The following is a 19,376-nucleotide window of genomic DNA, read 5'->3' as shown; positions in this document are numbered from 1 at the left end:
TCTGTGCGCCGCACAAAGATCGTTTGCACTGTCGGCCCAGCCAGTGAGTCGCCCGAAGTGCTCGAGGCTTTGATCCAGGCGGGCCTCGATGTGGCCCGGCTGAATTTTTCTCATGGCACCCACGAAGAACACGCCTTGAGGATTGCCCGCATCCGGGAGGCATCGGCCAAAGTCGGTAAACGCGTTGCCCTGATGTTGGACATCAAAGGCCCCAAAATCCGCACCGGTCGCGTACGGGGGGGACAAGTGGAGCTCAAGGACGGGGCCGAGCTGATCCTCACCACCGAACCGGTGGAGGGGACGGCCGAGCGGATTTCTGTCAGCTATACCGGCCTCCCCGAGGACGTTTTCCCGGGGTCGATCATTCGCATCGACGATGGGCTGATCGGGTTGAAAGTGATCGAAGTGCATGGCGGAGAGATACGCTGCCGGGTGACCAACGGCGGGATTCTCCGAGATCATAAAGGGATTAACGCCCCAGGGGTGAAACTTCGGCTGCCAGGGGTGACCGAGAAAGATGTGGCAGATATCCGTTTCGGTATCGCCCAGGGGGTGGACATGATCGCGGCCTCTTTCGTGCGAAAAGCCGGGGATGTATTGGAGATCCGCCGTCTGCTGGAAGAAGCCGGGGTTCACATGGACATCATTGCAAAAATCGAGGCCCAGGAAGCCCTCGACGCCCTGGAAGAGATCCTGGGGGTCTCGGACGGCCTTATGGTGGCCCGGGGGGACTTGGGGGTGGAAATCGCCACGGAAGAGGTGCCCTTGTGGCAAAAGCGGATGATTGAATTGTGTAACCGGGCGGGCAAGCCTGTGATCACGGCCACTCAGATGCTGGATTCGATGCAGCGCAATCCCCGGCCCACCCGGGCTGAAGCCAGCGACGTCGCCAACGCCATTTTTGACGGCACCGATGCGATTATGCTCTCCGGCGAGACCGCCGCGGGCAAATATCCAGTGGAATCGGTGAAGACCATGGCCCGAATCGCCGAGCGGGCCGAAGAGGCGTTGTGGGCGTTTCGAAGGACCGAAGTCCACAAACCCCAGGGAACGGTTACCGATGCCATTAGTTATGCCGTTGCCGCGTTGGCGGACGACCTCAAGGCGGCGGCAGTCCTGACATCCACCCAGTCGGGACTCACGGCCCGCCGGGTATCGAAATACCGTCCCCGGTGTCCGATCGTAGCGGTGACTCCCCGGGAGGACGTCGCCCGGCGCCTGGCACTGTGCTGGGGCGTATACCCTACGGTGGCCCGGACGACGAAAAGTACCGACGAAATGTTGGAAGTAGCCATTGATGCCGCCCTGGAAACGGGAATTGTGAAACACGGGGATCTCGTGGTGATCACCGCTGGCGTCCCCGTGGGTCAGCCAGGAACCACCAATCTGCTAAAAGTACATACCATCGGTGACGTGGCAGCCCGTGGGCAGGGGATTGGCCGAGGAGCGGTCACCGGACGGGCGGTGGTGGTGCGGCGGGTGGAGGATGCCGCCCGGGTGAGGGCCGGAGATGTGGTGGTGACGGTGGCCACCGATGCGGACCTCATGAGCGCCTTGGAGAGGGCGGCGGCCGTCATTGCGGAGGAAGGGGGTCTGACTTCTCACGCCGCAGTGGTGGGGTTGTCCTTGGGTATCCCGGTGGTGGTGGGGGTGGAGCGAGCGACCGAAACGTTCCGGGATGGCGAAGTGGTGACGGTGGATGCCGAACTCGGTTTGATCTATCGCGGCCGGGCGAGAGTTTTGTAAGTCCGAAGTTTTGTTTCGTTCTATGAAACCGAGGTTCAATAGATGAGAAGAAAAGTTGTTGCAGCGATTCTCCCTGTGCTATCATGAGAATGGTTTTGTGCTTCCGCGCTGTCGTCCGGCCTTGCGCCGGCTTTTTTGCCGTCAACACGGCTGGAGGACGCAGGGGAGTCAGTTGTCGAGGGAGGGATTGCTGCATGGCAAAGTTTGAAAAGCTGACACCGCCCGGCGAAGGTGAGCGGATCGTCGTGCGGGAGGGGTCATTGTCTGTTCCCGACCGCCCGATCATCCCCTTTATTGAGGGCGATGGGACAGGGCCGGACATTTGGAGGGCCTCCCAGCGCGTGTTCGACGCGGCGGTGGACAAGGCCTACGGAGGCAAGCGGAAGATCGTTTGGTTTGAAGTGTACGCCGGTGAAAAGGCCTATCACACTTTCGGGGAGTGGCTCCCCCCGGACACCTTGACCGCCTTTCGCGAATACATCGTGGGGATCAAAGGGCCTCTGACAACACCCGTGGGCGGTGGGATTCGCTCATTGAATGTCGCCCTCCGGCAGGAGTTGGACTTATATGTGTGCCAGCGGCCGGTTCGGTATTTTGATGGCGTCCCCTCTCCGGTGAAGCGCCCAGAGTTGGTGGACATGGTCATTTTCCGGGAAAATTCCGAGGATATTTACGCGGGGATCGAATGGGAGGAAGGGACTCCGGAGGTCCGCACGGTCATCGAGTTTCTGCAGAATCAGATGGGCGTGAAAAAGATTCGATTCCCCGAGACCTCGGGCATCGGCATCAAGCCGGTATCCAGGCAGGGAACTGAGCGGCTGGTGCGGGCAGCCATCGACTACGCCCTGAAAAATGGCCGTCGGAGCGTGACGTTAGTCCACAAGGGAAATATTATGAAATTCACCGAAGGCGCTTTTAAGAATTGGGGCTACGAGTTGGCCGAGCGGGAGTACGGGGATCGGGTGTTTACCTGGGCGCAGTATGACCGGATCAAGGCCCAGAGCGGCGTGGAAGAGGCGAGCCGGGTTCAGGCCGAAGCGGAAGCGGCCGGCAAGTTGGTGGTTAAGGACGTGATTGCCGACGCTTTCCTGCAGCAGATTCTGACTCGGCCTGCGGAGTACGACGTGATCGCCACCTTGAATCTCAACGGGGATTACATTTCTGACGCTTTGGCGGCCCAGGTCGGGGGCATCGGCATCGCCCCGGGGGCCAACATTAACTACGAAACCGGACACGCTGTATTTGAGGCGACCCATGGCACGGCGCCGAAATATGCCGGTCTGGACAAGGTCAACCCCGGATCGGTGATCCTCTCCGGCGTCATGATGTTGGAGTATATGGGCTGGAAGGAAGCGGCCGCCCTTATCGTCAAGGCCATGGAGAAGACCATTCGGGAACGGGTGGTCACCTATGATTTCGCCCGGTTGATGACCGGGGCGAAAGAGGTCAAAACCTCGGAGTTCGCCACCGCCCTGATTGGCAATATGGAATAACAGCAGGAGGGATCCATTGATGATTCGCCGGAAAAAGATCACCATTGTTGGCGCCGGTTTCACCGGAGCCACCACCGCATTGTTGGCTGCAACCAAAGAGCTGGGCGATATCGTCCTGGTGGATATTCCGAAGCTTGAGAACCCGACCAAGGGCAAGGCCCTGGACATGATGGAGGCCAGCCCGGTCGAAGGCTTTGACGCCAACATCGTCGGGACCAGCAATTACGAGGATACGAAGGACTCCGATCTGGTGATCATCACCGCCGGCGTCGCCCGGAAGCCGGGAATGAGCCGGGACGACCTGGTTACCACCAATGCCGGGATTGTAAAATCTGTCACCGAGCAGGTCGTCAAGTACTCCCCGAACTGCGTCATCATCGTCCTGTCGAACCCGGTGGATGCCATGACCTATGTGGCGTACAAGACTTCCGGGTTTCCGAAAGAGCGGGTGATCGGCCAGTCGGGTGTGCTCGATACCGCCCGTTTCCGGACCTTTGTGGCGATGGAGTTAGGGGTGTCCGTGGAAGATGTCACCGGGTTCGTACTGGGCGGACACGGCGATGACATGGTGCCCTTGGTCCGTTACTCTTACGCCGGCGGCATTCCCATCGAGACGCTGATTCCCAAGGATAGGATCGAGGCCATCGTCGAGCGGACCCGCAAAGGAGGCGGGGAGATCGTGAACCTTCTCGGTAACGGAAGTGCTTATTACGCTCCCGCTGCTTCTTTGGTCCAAATGGCCGAGGCGGTATTGAAAGACAAGAAGCGGATTCTGCCGGCCATCGCTTACTTGGAAGGAGAGTACGGATATCGGGATCTGTATTTAGGCGTGCCGGTGCTCCTCGGGGGCAAGGGAATCGAGAAGGTCTTCGAGATTGACCTGACCCCCGAGGAAAAGGCCGCCCTTGATAAATCTGCCGCTTCCGTTCAAAAAGTCATGGGGGTTCTGGGCAGCCTCGTCTGAACGGCTTTCTGATGTCACGTTGTTTGCACGATTGTGTCGCCGCCGGGATTCCGGCGGTTTTTTTATGGCTCATGGCTCGTCTCCCCCCGTCATACATATGGGACAAGGAATCTTGTCCACGGGGGGTGGCAGTTATGAGAAACCTTTGGCCGAATCTGTGGCGATGGTGGTCGATAGGGGTTCACAGGTGGCGAAAAAGATGGCTCGTCACCTTGGCGGGTCTGGCCGCAATTGGGGGGGCCGGAGCCGGGCTATGGAGCTGGCACTTGGGAACACCACCCGATCCGGATCAGAAGCTCGTGATGTGGCTGGGGGACGAGCCGGCGCCCCTGGATCCCGGGTCCACCGGCGACCAGTGGGCGATGGATTTGTTGGGGGCAGTGGAAGAAGGACTCATGCGTCAGGGGAAAGGGGCCACTCTCGACCCCGGGCTGGCGGAGCGGGTGGAGGTTTCGCCGGATCACACGCGGTTTGTGTTTCACCTGCGGCTCGCTGCGTGGAGCGACGGTGTGCCCCTTCGGGCCGAAGATTTTCGCTACGCTTGGTTGCGGGTTTTGGACCCGGCGACCCATTCGCCCTGGGCCAGACTGTTGTATCCTGTCCAAGGGGCCAAAGCCTACGCCGAGGGAAAGGGCCCGGCCGGGCAGGTGGCGGTAAAAGCCTTGGGTGACCGTATCCTGGAGGTGAAAACCACCCGGCCGACACCCTATTTTCCTTCCTTGACGGCAGAACCCGCCCTCTATCCCGTGCGGAAAGACGTTGTAGAAAAATACGGAAAGGAGTTCGGGACAGGCCCCGGGAAGATGGTGTTCATCGGACCGTTCCGGATCTCTTCCTGGGAGCGCGACCGCCAGGTCACACTGGCCAACAATCCGACGTACTGGGATGCCCGGCATGTCCACTTGACCTCAGTGACCTTTAAGATCGTGAAAGAACTCGGACAGCGAATCTCTCTGTACGAAACCGGGGGACTCGATCAAACCGGAGTGGCGGGATCGTGGCTCGACCAGTGGAAAGGGAAGCCGGACCCGGTGGCGGTACCCGAGGACAGTGTATTTTTCCTGGTTTTCAATCCGGAGCGATACCCGTCTTTTGCCAACAAAAACATCCGGTTGGCGTTGTCCTACGCCCTGGACCGCAGGGATTACGTGCGTCGCTTGTGGAGCGGAGCGGCAGAGCCGGCCTACGGCCTGGTTCCCCCGTCGATTCCCGGACGTACAAAATCTTTCCGGCAGGAAAACGGCGACCTTTTTGTGGACAATCGTCCGGATGCGGCCCGGGCGTTGCTTCGCAACGGTCTTCAGGAGTTGCATCTGAACGCTCTGCCCCCGCTTACCTTTCTCTCCGACAACTCTGCGCCCTCGGTGGCGGCGGCCAAGTGGTTGCAGGACCAGTGGAAGACAAAGCTGGGGATTGATGTTCGGATTGATGAAGTGCCTGCGGCCGAGCGGTTGCATCGACAGAGAACCGGGGACTATCAAGTCGCCGTGGCCGGTTGGGGGGCGGATTATAACGACGCTTCGGCATTTCTCAAACTTTGGGTAAGTGATTTCCCGGATAATCTCGTTCATTATCACAACCCGGATTATGACCGTCTTATCGCCGCGGCTGAGGCCTCGACAGATCCCGCAGGCCGGGCCGGGGAGCTGGAACAGGCCGAGCGGATTCTGTTCCAGGACATGCCCGTAGCCCCGCTCTTTTTTCGCGAACGGGTGTGGTTGCAAAAACCTTTTGTGAAACATATCGTGTATCCCTCGGTGGGGCTGGACTGGGATCTGAAAGGAGCCTATGTGGAAAAGCGTCCATAACCCGGCGAGGAGCCCAGGACCCGGGGCGAACGCCGTTTCGATGTGGTAGAATAGGTTCGTCAAGATCGGAATGAGGTGACCCCGTTGCCGGAATCTGGTGTGAAACTTTTACTGATCGACGGGAACAGCGTTTTGTACCGAGCTTTTTTTGCCCTCCCTCTCCTTTCCAACGCCGAAGGGAAACATACCAACGCCGTGTACGGTTTTGTGATGATGTTACTCCGGCTGTTGCAGGAAGAGCGGCCCACCCACGTGGCGGTGGCTTTCGACGTCGGCAAGGAGACATTCCGGCACGAGTTCTACGCGGATTACAAAGGCACCCGGGAGAAGACCCCGGATGAGTTGTCCGAGCAGTTTCCCATGGCCCGGGAGATGCTCGGGGCCATGGGTATTCCCGTACTTGAGGCGGAAGGGTACGAAGCGGACGACCTGATCGGAACGATGAGCCGGGAGGCGGAGGCGGACGGGGTCCAGGTGGTGGTCCTCACCGGGGACAAAGATCTGCTGCAACTGGTCTCTTCCCACGTCACTGCCGTTTTAACCCGTCGAGGGATCCGAGAGGTGGAGCGTTACCACCCCGCCGATGTGGAGAAGCGGTTCGGACTTCGCCCGGAGCAGATCGTCGACCTGAAGGGTCTGATGGGGGATACTTCGGACAATATCCCGGGGGTGCCAGGCGTCGGTGAGCGGACGGCGGCGAAACTGTTACAGGCCTACGGGAATGTGGAGGGTGTCTACCAACACCTGAACGAGGTTTCCGGGAAGTTACAGGGGCGTTTGGCCGAACATCGGGATCAAGCGTTTTTGTCCAAGCGCTTGGCCCGGATTCATCGGGAGGTGCCCCTGGAGCGCCGGTGGGAGGATCTGCGCTGGGTACCCGCCCCGGCCCGGGAGGTGCGGACGGCCTTTCAAAAGCTGGGGTTTCGATCTCTTCTGGAGCGAATCGGCGAAGTGTTCCCAGAGGACGCGGACGGGACAGAAGGGACGCCAGACCACGCCTCCGGAACCGGGGTGGGTGTGGGCGGAACCTTGGACCCCGGGCGGGTTCAGATTGAAGAGTGGGGGGACTCTCCCATAACTGGGCAGGTGGGTGTCCGGGGGCTGTTTCTTGATCTGGAAGGCGGGTACCAATTCGGCACCCCCCGGGGGATCGGAGTGGCGGAGGGGGAGCGGGTTCGATACCTGCTTTGTGGAGAGGACAGTGGCTGGGCCGAGGGATTGACCCAGATGCTCAGGGAGCCGGGGCTGACCGTCCTTTACGATATCAAGTCGTGGAAAGTGCTGGCTGACCGGCTGGGCTTCACTTTGCCCGGGGACGCCTTCGATGTGCTTTTGGCGGCTTACCTCATCAACCCCCAAGACGGTCACCCGGACTTAACCGAAGTGTTCGGACGATATCTCGGCGTGTCGGTTCCCCTCCTGGACGGCCGGGGAGCTCCCCAAGGAGAAGAGCGACAAAGATGGTGCGCCCTTTACGCGGCCGCTTTGGCCGGGGTCTACCCAGCGTTGAAACGGGACCTAGAGATCCGGGGATTGTGGCCGCTATATCACGATCTGGAAATGCCGCTCAGTTTTGTTCTCGCCAAGATGGAGCGAACCGGCGTACGGGTGGACGCGGATCGGCTGCGGAGTCTGGGTGAGACCTTTTCCGCCGAGATCGCCCGGTTAGAAGAGGAGATTTACAAACTGGCCGGGACGTCCTTCAACTTGAACAGCCCGAAACAACTGGCGGAGATCCTTTTTGATAAACTCGGCCTCCCTCCACAAAAAAAGACGAAAACGGGGTATTCCACCGGGGCGGATGTCCTCGAAAAGCTCGCCCCGTATCACGAAATTGTCCAGAGGATCTTGGATTGGCGCCAGTTGATCAAGCTGCAGTCCACTTATATCGAAGGCCTGCTCAAAGTCATCCGACCGGAGACCGGCAAGATCCACACCTGCTTTCAACAGGCGGTAACCGCCACCGGGCGGCTGTCCAGCACCGATCCAAACCTTCAGAACATCCCCGTTCGCGTCGAGGAGGGAAGGCGTTTACGCCAGGCCTTCATACCCTCCGAGCCGGGATGGAAAATTTTATCTGCTGATTACTCTCAGATCGAGTTGAGGGTGTTGGCTCACTTTTCGAAGGATCCGGCCCTCGTCCAGGCTTTCCGGGATGATTTGGACATCCACGCCCGGACGGCCGCCGAGGTCTTCGAAGTGCCTCAGGAACAGGTCACCCCCGGGATGCGCCGCCAGGCGAAGGCGGTGAATTTTGGAATCGTGTATGGGATCAGTGACTACGGGTTGTCCCAGAATTTAGGCATCCCTCGAAAAGAAGCGGCGGAATTCATCGCCCGGTATTTTGCCAAGTTTCCCCGGGTGAAATCCTACATGGAAGAAACGGTGGCCGCCGCCCGGAGGAACGGTTTTGTGACGACCTTGCTGGGGCGCCGCAGGTACCTGCCGGATATCCACTCCTCGAACTATAACCTGCGAAGCTTTGCCGAACGAACGGCGATGAACACCCCGATCCAGGGCAGTGCCGCGGACATCATCAAGCGGGCGATGGTGGAGGTGGATCGGCGGCTGACCGAAGGGGATTTTCGCGCGAAGATGTTGTTGCAAGTCCATGATGAGCTCGTGTTTGAAGTGCCTCCGGAGGAGGTTGAGGCCCTCCAGGATATGGTGAAACGAGCGATGGAATCGGCCGTGTCGCTGGATGTCCCCCTCAAGGTGGACATTCACGCGGGAGACAACTGGTATGAGGCAAAGTGACCGCGGCGAAGAACGCCTGGACAGATATCGGACAGGCCCAAAAAAAACCCGGGACCTTGCGGCCCCGGGATCTTAACCTCGTTTAATCATCTGGCCGGACACGAACAGTTCGCCGTTGCGGACGTCATACGTGTAGAGGTCCAGGGGCCGGGTCGCCGGAGAGTCCGGGCTCTGGACGCCGTACTTGTCGAACAAGCTGTTGTGGCACGGGCAGTGAAAATACCACTTGCCGCCCTGGCTCCATTGGGGAGTCGCCTTGCTGACCAGACAGCCCAGATGGGTACAAATCGGAGACATCACCAGCAGCTTGTCGCCTTGTTGAATCACGTACGCTTGCTTTTGGACGTCCTTGGAGTTCCACCCGTCGTTGACGTGGAGCTTAAAAGAGATAAGTTTGGGGTCTTGGCCGTTAAATTCGTTGACCTTGTGCCCGGTGCCTACCATGTTGGAAGAACCGGAGGTCTTGAGGGGCGCCAGACCGAAAGTCAACAACGGCGCACCGATGGCGGCGGCCATAAACGCCCCGGTGCCGCCGAGGGCGTAACTCAAGAATTGGCGGCGGGTAAGTTCGTTTTTCCCTTCGGGCGTCGCCATGTGTTTCTGATCGTTTTTCTCCAAAACGTCTCACTCCTTGCCGAAGGATACGGCGATATCGGACTGCCGTTTAAAGTCCCTCTTTTGATGGTACAACGGATCCGCAAAGTACGGAGGAATGGGACATGACGGTTTTGGTACAGTTTTGTGAACAGGAGGGCAAACTGGATGCCGGAATGGCCCGAGGTGGAGCAGATTCGGCGGGAACTGGCTGTTTTGGAAGGGCGTCGAATCGCCGGCGTGACGGTGTTGTGCGAACGCACGATCCGAACACCGGCGGATCCGGAGGAATTTGCCGCCCGCCTCGCCGGAGAGACCTGGCAGGAAATCGGCCGGCGGGGAAAGTATTTATTGTTTCATGGGCTGAGATGGACGCTGATTTCGCACCTTCGGATGGAGGGGCGGTATCGACTGGTGGAGGCGAAAACGCCGGTGGATGAGTACACCCGGGTCATTTTTCATCTGGAGGACGGCAGGGATCTTCGCTACCGGGATGTTCGCAAATTCGGGACGATGGACGCGGTGGAGCACCGGCAGTGGGAAGTGTTTCCACCCATTGCTTCCCTGGGTCCCGAACCCTTCGATCCGCAGCTGACTCCGGAGGTTTTGCGCCGGCGCTTGTCCGGAAAGGGGCGCATCAAGGGGCTTTTGCTCAACCAGAGAGTGATCGCGGGGCTCGGCAATATCTATGTGGACGAAGTGTTGTTTCGGACGGGTATTCACCCGGAACGCCCGGGACGGTCTTTGACCCCGGACGAGGCCGAAAGATTGCTCGCCCAGATGCGCGCTTTGCTTCAGGAGGCCCTGGCGGCGGGCGGGGCAACGGTGCGCTCCTATGTGCGCAGCGACGGCAGGCCGGGGTTGATGCAGGAGCACCTGTTCGTGTACGGGCGGACCGGGCAGCCCTGCCGGGTATGCGGCCATTCCATTGAGCGGAGGGTGGTGGCCGGGCGGGGCACGCATATTTGCCCCGTCTGCCAGCCTGAGGGCGGGATTGAAGCGGATGGGACGGGACGGGAGGTAGGAGGCCCGGGGTGGTGATAAACCGGCACCAAGGGGGATGGGCGCGTGATTGCGGGCTTGACGGGCGGGATCGCCAGTGGCAAAAGTACAGTGTCGAGAATGTTTGTGGCGCTGGGAGCGCGCCTGGTGGATGCGGATCAGGTGGCCCGGGAGGTGGTGGAACCGGGAACCGAAGGTCTGGAAGAGTTGACGGCTGTCTTTGGAAAGGATATTCTCCAGGCTGATGGCCAATTGGATCGGAAGAAGCTCGGAGCCCGGGTGTTTGGGCGGCCGGATCAATTGGCGAAGCTGAATGCCATCGTCCATCCCCGGGTGCGGGCCCGGATGGCGGAATTGACTCGGGAAATCTTGGAGGGCGACCCCAGGGCGGTGGTGTTATGGGACGTGCCACTGCTTATTGAGGGCGGGTTGGTTGAACGGGTGGATGTGTGCATCTTGGTATGGGTTCCCGAAAAGGTCCAGTTACGCCGTCTCATGTCTCGGAATGGGCTTTCCGCGGAAGAAGCGATGGCACGGATTCGCTCTCAGATGCCTTTGGACGAGAAACGACGGTATGCCGATTACGTGATCGACAATAGCGGTGACTTGGATTGGACGAGGCAGCAGGTAGAAAGGGTGTGGCAGGCGTTGTGCGATCGGCGGACGGGCGCATGAAGGGAGCTTTTTCCGGGCGTCGCCGATGGTGGATGGTGCTTTTGCTGGTGCTGCTCATAGCTGTTTTTGCGATCATGCAAACCAAGTGGGTGGCCCGGTGGATGTACCCTTTGTATTACTATGACGACATCCGTGCCGAGGCCGGCCAATATGATCTCGACCCGCTGTTGGTGGCTGCCGTGGTCCGGGTCGAAAGTTCTTTTGCTGAAGATCGGGTGTCGAAGGTTGGCGCGGTCGGGCTGATGCAACTGATGCCCGACACGGCCAGATGGATCGTCCAACAGCCAGGGGCTCCCCGGGTTTCCCCGGATGATCTGAAAAACCCGAAAGTGAGTCTGGCTATGGGGACGTGGTATTTAAACTACCTGATCCACCGCTTTCAAGGGAATGAAGTTGCGGCGGTGGCGGCTTACAATGCGGGACCAAACCGGGTTCAGGAATGGCTTCAGGCGGGTAAATGGGACGGTACCTTGGACGGGGCGGATCGGATCCCGGTGGGAGAAACGAGACATTTTGTGCAGCGCGTGTTTTTCATGTTTGACCGGTATAAAGAGATTTACTGACGTCACCGGTCGCTGTGGCCGAGTCGAAAGTTGGAGGGGGTTCCGGGGTGCACCGGAATGTGCGGGAGTTTCTAGAAGTTCTTCGCCGGGAGGGCGAACTGCTTGAGATTGAGGAGCCGGTGGATCCCTACCTGGAAGCGGCGGAGATCCACCGCCAAGTGATCGCCCAGGGAGGGCGAGCATTGTATTTTCATCGCGTCAAAGGCAGTCCCTTTCCTCTGGTAACGAACCTTTTCGGGACAGCCCGGAGGGTGGAACTTGCCTTTGGTAGCCGGCCGGAGCGGCTCGTTCGCGAGATGGCCTCGGCGGCGGAAGAACTGCTCCCCCCGCGGTGGAGCGCATTGTGGGGGCGCCGGGGGCTTCTGAAGGAGGTGGCCCGGGCAGGAGTCAGGCGATCCCGGGACCTTCCCGTGGCCCAAGTGGTGGAGTCCCCGCCCGGGCTCACGAAGTTACCGGCCCTGACCTGTTGGCCCGAGGACGGTGGCCCCTTTCTCACTCAACCGTTGGTGTATACGGAGCACCCGGATACCGGGCGGCACAATCTGGGGATGTACCGGGTTCAGATTTTCGATGATGACACGGCAGGTATGCACTGGCAGATTCACAAAGGTGGGGGCTTTCATTACCATGTCGCCGAGTCCCGGGGTGAGGCTTTGCCTGTGACGGTATTCCTGGGAGGCCCTCCGGCCCTGACGGCTGCTGCGGTGGCCCCTCTACCCGAGGTTGTGCCCGAATTGTTGCTGGCCTCGTTGATTCTCGGGGACAAGATCCCCCTGGGGCGATGGGCGGGGTGGGGCCACCCGTTGATCGCCGAGGCGGAGTTTGCCATGATTGGCCGGGTACCTACCGGGGTTCGGCGGTTGGAGGGGCCTTTTGGCGATCATTATGGATATTATTCCTTGGCTCATCCTTTCCCGGTGTTTCAGGTCGAGGCGGTTTTGCACCGCCGGGACGCCTTGTTTCCGGGGACAGTGGTGGGAAAACCTAAACAAGAAGATTATTTTCTCGGCGAGTTTTTGCAGCGGCTGTTGGCTCCTTTGTTTCCGCTGGCGATGCCAGGTGTAAAGGATCTCTGGACTTTCGCGGAGACGGGATTTCACCCCTTGTGTGCCGCTGTTGTGCGGGATAGTTACGAGGGAGAAGCATTGGTCCACGGTTTCCGGATTCTCGGCGAGGGACAACTCTCGTTGACAAAATGCTTGTTTTTGACCGATCAGGCGGTGGATGTCCGGGATTATCGCCAAGTATTTCAGGCGGTGCTGGAGAGGATGGATCCGGCCAAAGATCTTTACGTAATTCCAGATACGCCGATGGATACCTTGGATTATACCGGGGGGCGCCTGAATCACGGCAGTAAATCTCTCTGGATTGGCACGGGAAAACCTCGCAGAGTTCTGCCCGGTTCCCTCCGTGGCACTCTGCCTTCATATCTCGGAGATGTAAAGGTCTTTCTACCTGGTGTAATATTCATTGAAGTGGAATCCTTCGAACAAAGTCCGACTCTCGGGAGCAAGGTGGCACTGGAGAAAGAGCTGGCCGATTGGCCGGTGGTGGTTCTGGTGGACGACGTCAAAGAAATACGGGATGGGACGACGGGGTTATGGACGTGGTTCACCCGGTTTGACCCGGCCCGGGACTTGTATGCCCGAACGCGACCGGGAAGACACCGGCCGGCGTACCAGTTTCCCCTGGTCATCGATGCCCGAATGAAGCCGGGCTACCCGGGCCAGGTGGAACCGGATCCCGGGGTGGCCCAAAAGGTCGACCGAGAATGGGGACGGGTAGTGGCGGCGGCGGTTCGGCGGTAGGGCAGTCAGTTGAGATCAAGCCGGGGGCATTGTGAACGAAAGAGGGGAGGGAGCCGGCGGTGGAAGGGCTCGTTGCGGGGATCGATGTGGGCGGGACCCGAATCAAGGCGGGGCTCGTGTTCTGGGATGGGACGGTTGTGGCTCGTGGGCAGTGGCCAACGGAGGCCAGGCGGGGGCCTGAGTGGGTGATGCGGAGGTTGGGAAGAGAAGTGAGGGCCCTGGCGGTGCAGGCGGGGGTGGAATGGAGGGATGTGGTCGGCGTTGGCGCAGCTTGGCCGGCTTTTCTCGATTTAGAGAGCGGATGGATGGAAGAAGCGGTGAATTTGCACTGGAAAAACGTTCCGATTCGGGATTTGATGGAACGGGAACTGGGCAAACCGGTCGTCCTGGACAATGACGGCAACGCCGCGGCCTTGGGAGAGACGTGGATCGGGGCTGGGAAAGGGGCTGCCTCGGTCCTGTGCGTGACGGTTGGCACAGGGATCGGGGGCGGTATCGTGTGGGAGGGGAGGGTTTACCGAGGGGCCCTGGCCATGGCCGGTGAAATTGGCCATCTGCCTATGAAACCGGACGGCGAGCCGTGTACCTGCGGAAGTCGGGGATGCTTGGAGACCCTGGCTTCGGCCACTGCACTGGTTCGCGAAAGCCGGCGTCGGGGTTTGATCGGCCCGTCGGGCTCCCTGACGGTGGAGGATATCTTTGTCCTGGTTCGACAAGGGGATGAGCGGGCCTCGGAGGTGATCCGAGAAGCCACCTTCTGGTTGGGGAGAGGGCTGGCTGCTGCCGCCGATTTGTTGAGCCCCGATGTGATTGTGGTGGGAGGAGGGGTGGCCAAGGCTGGAGATCTGTGGTTTGTACCTCTTGATGAAGCCTTTCGGAGTTGGGTGCTGCCTCGGGTGGCGAGATATTGCCGATTATCTCCAGCTTTTTTGGGGGAGGATGCCGGCATCCTGGGAGCGGCGAAGCTCGCTTGGCAATCTTTCACAGAAGCCCGCGAGGCGCCGAGCTGAGGGGTTATTGTCGAGTGGCCGGTTTTCCCCTCAGATCCAGGTCAGCCCCCAAGCATCCGACGATGTTCCCCAATTCCCCGTAGATGGGGACGGCGATGGTAATGGTAGGCCGATGGCTAATGGCGGATACATATGGTTCTGATATATAGACGTTGCCGCCCATGGCCTGGATCCACCACTGCCTCTCCTTGGCGTTGACGAGGCCGGCCGGAGGTTCGGAGAACACAAACGATCCATCCGGGCTGTTCGACCAAATCGCCTCAAAATCAGGTTGTTGCCGGAGAAAGGTTTGTAAGCGGCGCCGGTGAGACTCCGGTCTCATTCCTTTGATTTCCGGTTCCTGGCTCAGGTTGATCAACAATTCTCGGCAGGCATTGAGCCGGTGCGTATCAATGGTTAAGGGATCGTTTTGCATCCACCCGGCAATGGCGTCAAAAGCCCGGATCAAGTTTTCAGAGGTCTCCTGCAGGTGATTGCCCAGGGTGCGCAGTGCCTCAATGTGTCGCCCCTGTTGGTTCATATCTTTAAGAACGGAGCCCACGTCTGCAATTACCGCTTCGATGGCCGAGGCCGCCTGGGCGGTTTTATGGTCAGTTTGGGTTGTCAGTGCGGACTGGCGGCGGCTCGCTTCGGAGGTGGCGACGGCCCAGTGGTTCACCTGGGAGAAAGGATCCGCCAGGGCGCCGATGCGTTTGATGACTGCGGTGACTTGATCGACCCCGTTGTTGACCGCGGTTTCCCCGGAGTTCGCAGCCTGGAGCATGGCCTGCATGTCCTTTCTCAATTGATCGAGAATGTCTGACGAGCGGGCGACGGCTGTCCGGCCTTGCTCAGCGAGTTTCCTGATTTCAGCGGCCACCACAGCAAATCCTTTTCCCTGGTCAGCTGCCCGGGCAGCCTCGATGCCGGCGTTCAATGCTAAAAGCGTCGTTTGGGAGACAGTTTTCTGAATGATATGGTGGATTTCTTGTATCTGTTCGGACTGGCGGACAAAGTCTTGGACATGGGCGCGAATCTCTCGCACTTTTGCTTTGACATCTTCCATCGCTCGTTCGGTCAGGGACAAAGAAGAGACCACTTCCTGTAGGAGCTGGTGGGCGGTGTCACTCTGCTGGCGAATATGGTCGACAGAGGTGGTGATGGAATCTGCAGCTGCGGATACCTCCCGGGTCGATGCCGCCGTTTCCTGAAGTTCCGCCAAAGCGTGTTGGCCTTGAGAATACATAGCAGCCTGTAGGCGCAAAGTGTTTTCGGCGATTCGATGCAAATCGTCCGTGCAGGCGTCTACTTGTCTAACTACGGCGGCCAGGCGGTCAGCTGCCACCCGGGACGCGTACACGAAGCTCTGAAGCTTTTCCGAACGGTCCGGGTCGAGGTTTTCTTTTTGTGCCCGACGGCTTTTTTTCCACATAGTCACTCCCCCTCACCCTGCGTCTACGCTGTATCATATTTCACATTCTATGCGGGACAGCCATCTGGGACAAGGGGTTATGTTATGGAAACTAACACAAAAAAGTAAAAAAACCGCACGTTACTCCGCACGGTTCTTGATCGTCACATTCGTCATGGCTTTCTGTGGTGCGTTTATTGGCGCCAATCCTGTTGTCACTTGAAGCAAGTCCAGTGTCAAATGGGGTCCCGTTTTGCACCTAGTTGAGATGCAGTGGAGCGTCTATGGCGCTAATCCTGTCGCAACTTGAAGCAATGTTTGCTTGTCGGTGTTGGTCGCAATGTCAAACCGGATCCCGTTCTCCACCCAGATGAGATGTAGCAGGTTATCGCTCCCCCGCTGGAAGACCGCTGCTTGTCCATGTACCGTCGTCTGCTCCTGGGGATACGGCGAGACCGGCAACGGCGAAGCGGCGTTCGGCTCTAGAGGCTGTTGCGCGATGATTAGAATGGCATCGTCCGGCCCCTGATAAGTCCACCGCACGCCCACCGGAGGTTTCCCTCCATTCGGAGCGGCCGTAGCTGATGCAAATTCCACGACCGGTACATACCCCGCCGGGATGAACGACGGTTGATAGGGCGTCCACCGGATGGCCCGGGCGCTCGGAAGGACAATCTGGCTTTTGTCTTGCTGATTGAGTCCGACCACCGAACCCGAACTAGTCTCTGAGGGCTTTCCTTGTGCAGAAGGGGCCTGTGCCTCATTCGTGGCAGATGGCTGGCCTCCTTTTGACGGAGACCCCGAAGCGCCTGGATTGTCAGTTGATAAAGACCCCCGGGCACCTCCCATGGCTAAAGCTCCCTTGCTAGCCGAACCACTGTCCCCCACACGGTGTTCCGGGGACCCACCGGGGGCATCTCCCGCTCCTTGTTGAGAAACCCCCGCCTTTTCCGGGGATTGCGTTCCAAGGCCCGGAGTTGCCTGTGTACTCCCCGGTTTTGTTGGGTTCGGTGTGACCGGCGCGCGTGTATTCCCCGGCGGTGCATTGAAGGCCACCGAAGGGTTCCGAAATGTCCCGTCCAAGTGGGGCACTGACACCATCGCGATGAGGCCGGCCGCCGCGGCAGCGGAGATGCCGGTGACGATGTACCGTTTTGTCCTTCGTTGTTGTTGCTTGCGCTCGATTCGCCCAACGATGGGCTCGGCGGGGGGAACCTCAATCTCGTTGAACATGCGATCGAAGGCGCGGCGGATCTCCTTTTCAAAGTCGTTCATCAGTCACACTCACCTCCCGCACCGACAACGACGACCGGTCATGTTCCAAAATCTGCTTTAAGGCGTTCTTGGCCCGATGCAACCGGGATTTCACAACGCCGACGGGAACTTGGAGCATATCCGCCATTTCATCGTACTTGTAATCGTAATAAAAGCGCAGCACCAGTACGACGCGATGATCGTCCGAGAGCTGGTTCAGCGCCCGAATTAACTCATCAGCGTCCGCTCTCTGGAAGAAAACTTCCTCAGGTCCATCTGTTCTCGTACTCTCTTCTGTTCCCTCTACTTCATAGACGTTTTCCGATGAGATTTCGTTCCATCGTTGTCGGCGGCGCACCAGGTCGATTGCCGTGTGATGAACAATTTTTGTGGCCCACGCGCCTAAACGGTCCGGTTCCCGAAGGGTTTTGATCTGACGCCAGATCTTAATCCACGCTTCTTGAACCACGTCTTGGGCGAGATGAGTGTCCCGAACGACCATGTATGCGTGGCGGTACATCTTGTCCCACAGTTCCTCGAAAACTTGCCGCTCGTCATCGTGGGATCCAAACAACCGGTTCCATACGTGCACGGGCCATCGACCCCACTTTACCGCAACGAATGTCCTGCGAGTCTCAATACCTTCCTCATGATAGCATAATAAATTGCGTTTCGCACGTAGAGAATGGGAATGTTAGGAAACAGGCCTGATGGCCGCCGCTTCATCCTGATTATCGGCCGGTCTCCGGCTGTTCCCTGGACTTCTCGGACTGAGGCACCCCGCCCGGCATGCCGAAGGCGACGAGAGTCCCCAGAATCCCCGCGACGAGGAGCACCCAAAAGGTCGAGTGGATGCTGTGGGCCAGGGCGTCGCTCAGAACCCGCAAATCACCGGGGGGTAACCCTGCCCGGCGCACGGGGTCGAGCAAAAGATTGGTTACCGAAATCGGGTCCGCCGTTTCGTATTTCCGGGCGATGGGCGTGGCCGACAACGCTCGGCTCAGACCGGCGTTCACCACGGTTCCCATCACCGCGACCCCCAAGGTGCTGCCGAGAATTCGCGCGAACATGTTGGCCCCCGTGGCAATCCCCCGTTGCTGCCAGGGCACACTGGTCTGAATGGCCACAATTTGGGTCGTGGAAGCGAGGCCTAACCCGACCCCGAGAACGAGGCTAAAGGCGGCCATGTGCCACGGGGGAGTCGATGGCGAGATGGTCAGATACAAAATTGCCCCTAAGGTGCAGAACAACAGGCCCGCCACTTCCAAGGCCCGGTATCCCCAGCGCCAGATCAGTTTTCCGGACAGCGTCGAGGCCAACGGCCAGCCAATGGACACCGTCACGATTGTTCCCCCGGCGATGATGGCCGAGGTGCCAAGTACCCCTTGGGCGAAGGTCGGCAAAAAGGACGAAGCGCCCAGGGTGATGCCACCGGTGATCACCGCGGCGATGTTGCCTGCGGCGATGACCGGGCGGCGCAACAAAGACAGCGGCAGCATCGGTTCTTGGGCTTTGGTCTCAATCCAAATGAACAAAGCCAGACACAGGGCGGAGACGGCGAACAATCCCAGGACCTTGCCAGAAGTCCAAGGCCAGGCTACACCCCCTTGGAGCAGCGCCGTCAGCAGGGCGCTGACGCCGATCAGCAGGGTCATTGCCCCAAGATAATCGATCTGATGGCCCCGGCGCTCGACCTTCTCGTGCAGAAACAGAGCGATCCCGATGATCGTCAGAATCCCGAGGGGGACGTTGAGTTCAAAAATCCACGGCCATCCGACAGTCTGGACCAACAGACCTCCCAGCGCCGGGCCCACAATAGCTGCGATGGCCCACATGCTGCTCAAAAGCCCCTGAACCTTCGCCCGTTCCGGCCCAGGGTACAGATCTCCGATAATCGTCGTTGCTATGGGCTGTACGGCACCTGCCCCCAATCCCTGCAGAGCTCGAAAGGCGATAAGTGTCGGCATGGAGTCCGCCAAACCGCACAGCGCCGAGCCAATGACGAATAACCCCGTCCCGACGGCAAATACCGGTTTTCTCCCGTAAAGGTCGGCGAGCTTTCCGTAAATCGGAATCGATGCGGCCTGGGTGAGTAAGAAAATCGAGAAAACCCAAGTGAATTGAGAAAACCCGCCCAGCTTTCCAACGATGGTGGGCATAGCCGTGGCCACGATGGTGGCCTCCATCGCGGACAGAAACATCGCGGCCATCAGGCATACGGTGACCCATTTCCGATTGGTCTGCTTCATTTCCGATCATCTCCCCGAACAAGCTGCCTTCCACTTATCGATCCACCATTACATCATCGAGGG

The 19,376-nt window shown here is 59.2% G+C and carries 15 protein-coding genes; 10 read left to right on the top strand and 5 right to left on the bottom strand.

From position 1 onward, the window contains the following. Positions 1–3 precede the first annotated feature (3 nt). The 5 genes from pyk (at position 4) to polA (ending at position 8,768) form a co-directional block, all read left to right on the top strand. Complete coding sequence (gene pyk / locus CVV65_RS12115; RefSeq protein ID WP_100668346.1) at positions 4–1,746, top strand: pyruvate kinase; 1,743 nt, start codon at positions 4–6, stop codon at positions 1,744–1,746. Between the two features lie 194 nt (positions 1,747–1,940). Beyond that, the gene (gene icd / locus CVV65_RS12110; RefSeq protein ID WP_100668345.1) at positions 1,941–3,239 is read left to right on the top strand and encodes an NADP-dependent isocitrate dehydrogenase; all 1,299 of its coding nucleotides are present in this window, start codon (positions 1,941–1,943) and stop codon (positions 3,237–3,239) included. Positions 3,240–3,255: 16 nt separating this feature from the next. Further along, on the top strand, positions 3,256–4,203 hold the full coding sequence (mdh, locus tag CVV65_RS12105; protein WP_100668344.1) for a malate dehydrogenase: 948 nt from the start codon (positions 3,256–3,258) through the stop codon (positions 4,201–4,203). A 134-nt stretch (positions 4,204–4,337) separates the two neighbouring features. Then, positions 4,338–6,011, top strand: coding sequence for a peptide ABC transporter substrate-binding protein (locus tag CVV65_RS12100; protein ID WP_157935507.1), 1,674 nt, complete (start codon positions 4,338–4,340; stop codon positions 6,009–6,011). 84 nt (positions 6,012–6,095) lie between these two features. Continuing rightward, a complete protein-coding gene (gene polA / locus CVV65_RS12095; RefSeq protein WP_100668342.1) occupies positions 6,096–8,768 on the top strand; it encodes a DNA polymerase I in 2,673 nt (890 codons plus the stop codon). Positions 8,769–8,840: 72 nt separating this feature from the next. Here polA and CVV65_RS12090 read toward each other — a convergent pair whose 3' ends face one another. Then, complete coding sequence (locus CVV65_RS12090) at positions 8,841–9,386, bottom strand: Rieske (2Fe-2S) protein (protein ID WP_232059715.1); 546 nt, start codon at positions 9,384–9,386, stop codon at positions 8,841–8,843. 144 nt (positions 9,387–9,530) lie between these two features. Here CVV65_RS12090 and mutM point away from each other — a divergent pair, with 144 nt between their 5' ends. From mutM to CVV65_RS12065, 5 genes are read left to right on the top strand one after another with little or no spacing between them, the layout of a single operon-like run. After that, complete coding sequence (mutM, locus tag CVV65_RS12085) at positions 9,531–10,403, top strand: bifunctional DNA-formamidopyrimidine glycosylase/DNA-(apurinic or apyrimidinic site) lyase (protein WP_100668341.1); 873 nt, start codon at positions 9,531–9,533, stop codon at positions 10,401–10,403. 27 nt (positions 10,404–10,430) lie between these two features. Beyond that, on the top strand, positions 10,431–11,039 hold the full coding sequence (gene coaE, locus CVV65_RS12080; RefSeq protein ID WP_100668340.1) for a dephospho-CoA kinase: 609 nt from the start codon (positions 10,431–10,433) through the stop codon (positions 11,037–11,039). Then, positions 11,003–11,602: a lytic transglycosylase domain-containing protein gene (locus CVV65_RS12075; RefSeq protein WP_232070106.1), complete on the top strand. Its 600-nt coding sequence runs from the start codon at positions 11,003–11,005 to the stop codon at positions 11,600–11,602. Before coaE ends, CVV65_RS12075 begins: the two co-directional genes overlap by 37 nt. A gap of 47 nt (positions 11,603–11,649) precedes the next feature. Further along, positions 11,650–13,410 (top strand): UbiD family decarboxylase, encoded by a 1,761-nt coding sequence (locus tag CVV65_RS12070; RefSeq protein WP_100668339.1) that lies wholly within the window; start codon positions 11,650–11,652, stop codon positions 13,408–13,410. Positions 13,411–13,469: 59 nt separating this feature from the next. Continuing rightward, a complete protein-coding gene (locus tag CVV65_RS12065) occupies positions 13,470–14,420 on the top strand; it encodes an ROK family protein (protein ID WP_100668338.1) in 951 nt (316 codons plus the stop codon). Between the two features lie 4 nt (positions 14,421–14,424). Here the strand turns inward: CVV65_RS12065 and CVV65_RS12060 are convergent, their stop codons facing one another. From CVV65_RS12060 to CVV65_RS12045, 4 genes are all read right to left on the bottom strand, one after another. Next, a complete protein-coding gene (locus tag CVV65_RS12060) occupies positions 14,425–15,831 on the bottom strand; it encodes a methyl-accepting chemotaxis protein (RefSeq protein WP_100668337.1) in 1,407 nt (468 codons plus the stop codon). Positions 15,832–16,092: 261 nt separating this feature from the next. Then, entirely contained in the window at positions 16,093–17,085 is a 993-nt protein-coding gene (locus tag CVV65_RS12055) for a hypothetical protein (RefSeq protein WP_100668336.1), read from the bottom strand. After that, on the bottom strand, positions 17,072–17,656 hold the full coding sequence (locus CVV65_RS12050; RefSeq protein ID WP_100668335.1) for an RNA polymerase sigma factor: 585 nt from the start codon (positions 17,654–17,656) through the stop codon (positions 17,072–17,074). Before CVV65_RS12050 ends, CVV65_RS12055 begins: the two co-directional genes overlap by 14 nt. 139 nt (positions 17,657–17,795) lie before the next feature. Continuing rightward, positions 17,796–19,313, bottom strand: a complete 1,518-nt coding sequence (locus CVV65_RS12045) for an MDR family MFS transporter (RefSeq protein WP_100668334.1) — start codon at positions 19,311–19,313, stop codon at positions 17,796–17,798. Positions 19,314–19,376 lie beyond the last annotated feature (63 nt).

The organism is Kyrpidia spormannii (genome assembly GCF_002804065.1).
GTDB lineage: Bacteria > Bacillota > Bacilli > Kyrpidiales > Kyrpidiaceae > Kyrpidia > Kyrpidia spormannii.
Note: the sequence above shows the minus strand (reverse complement) of the source record. Positions and strands in the feature narration are given on the sequence as shown.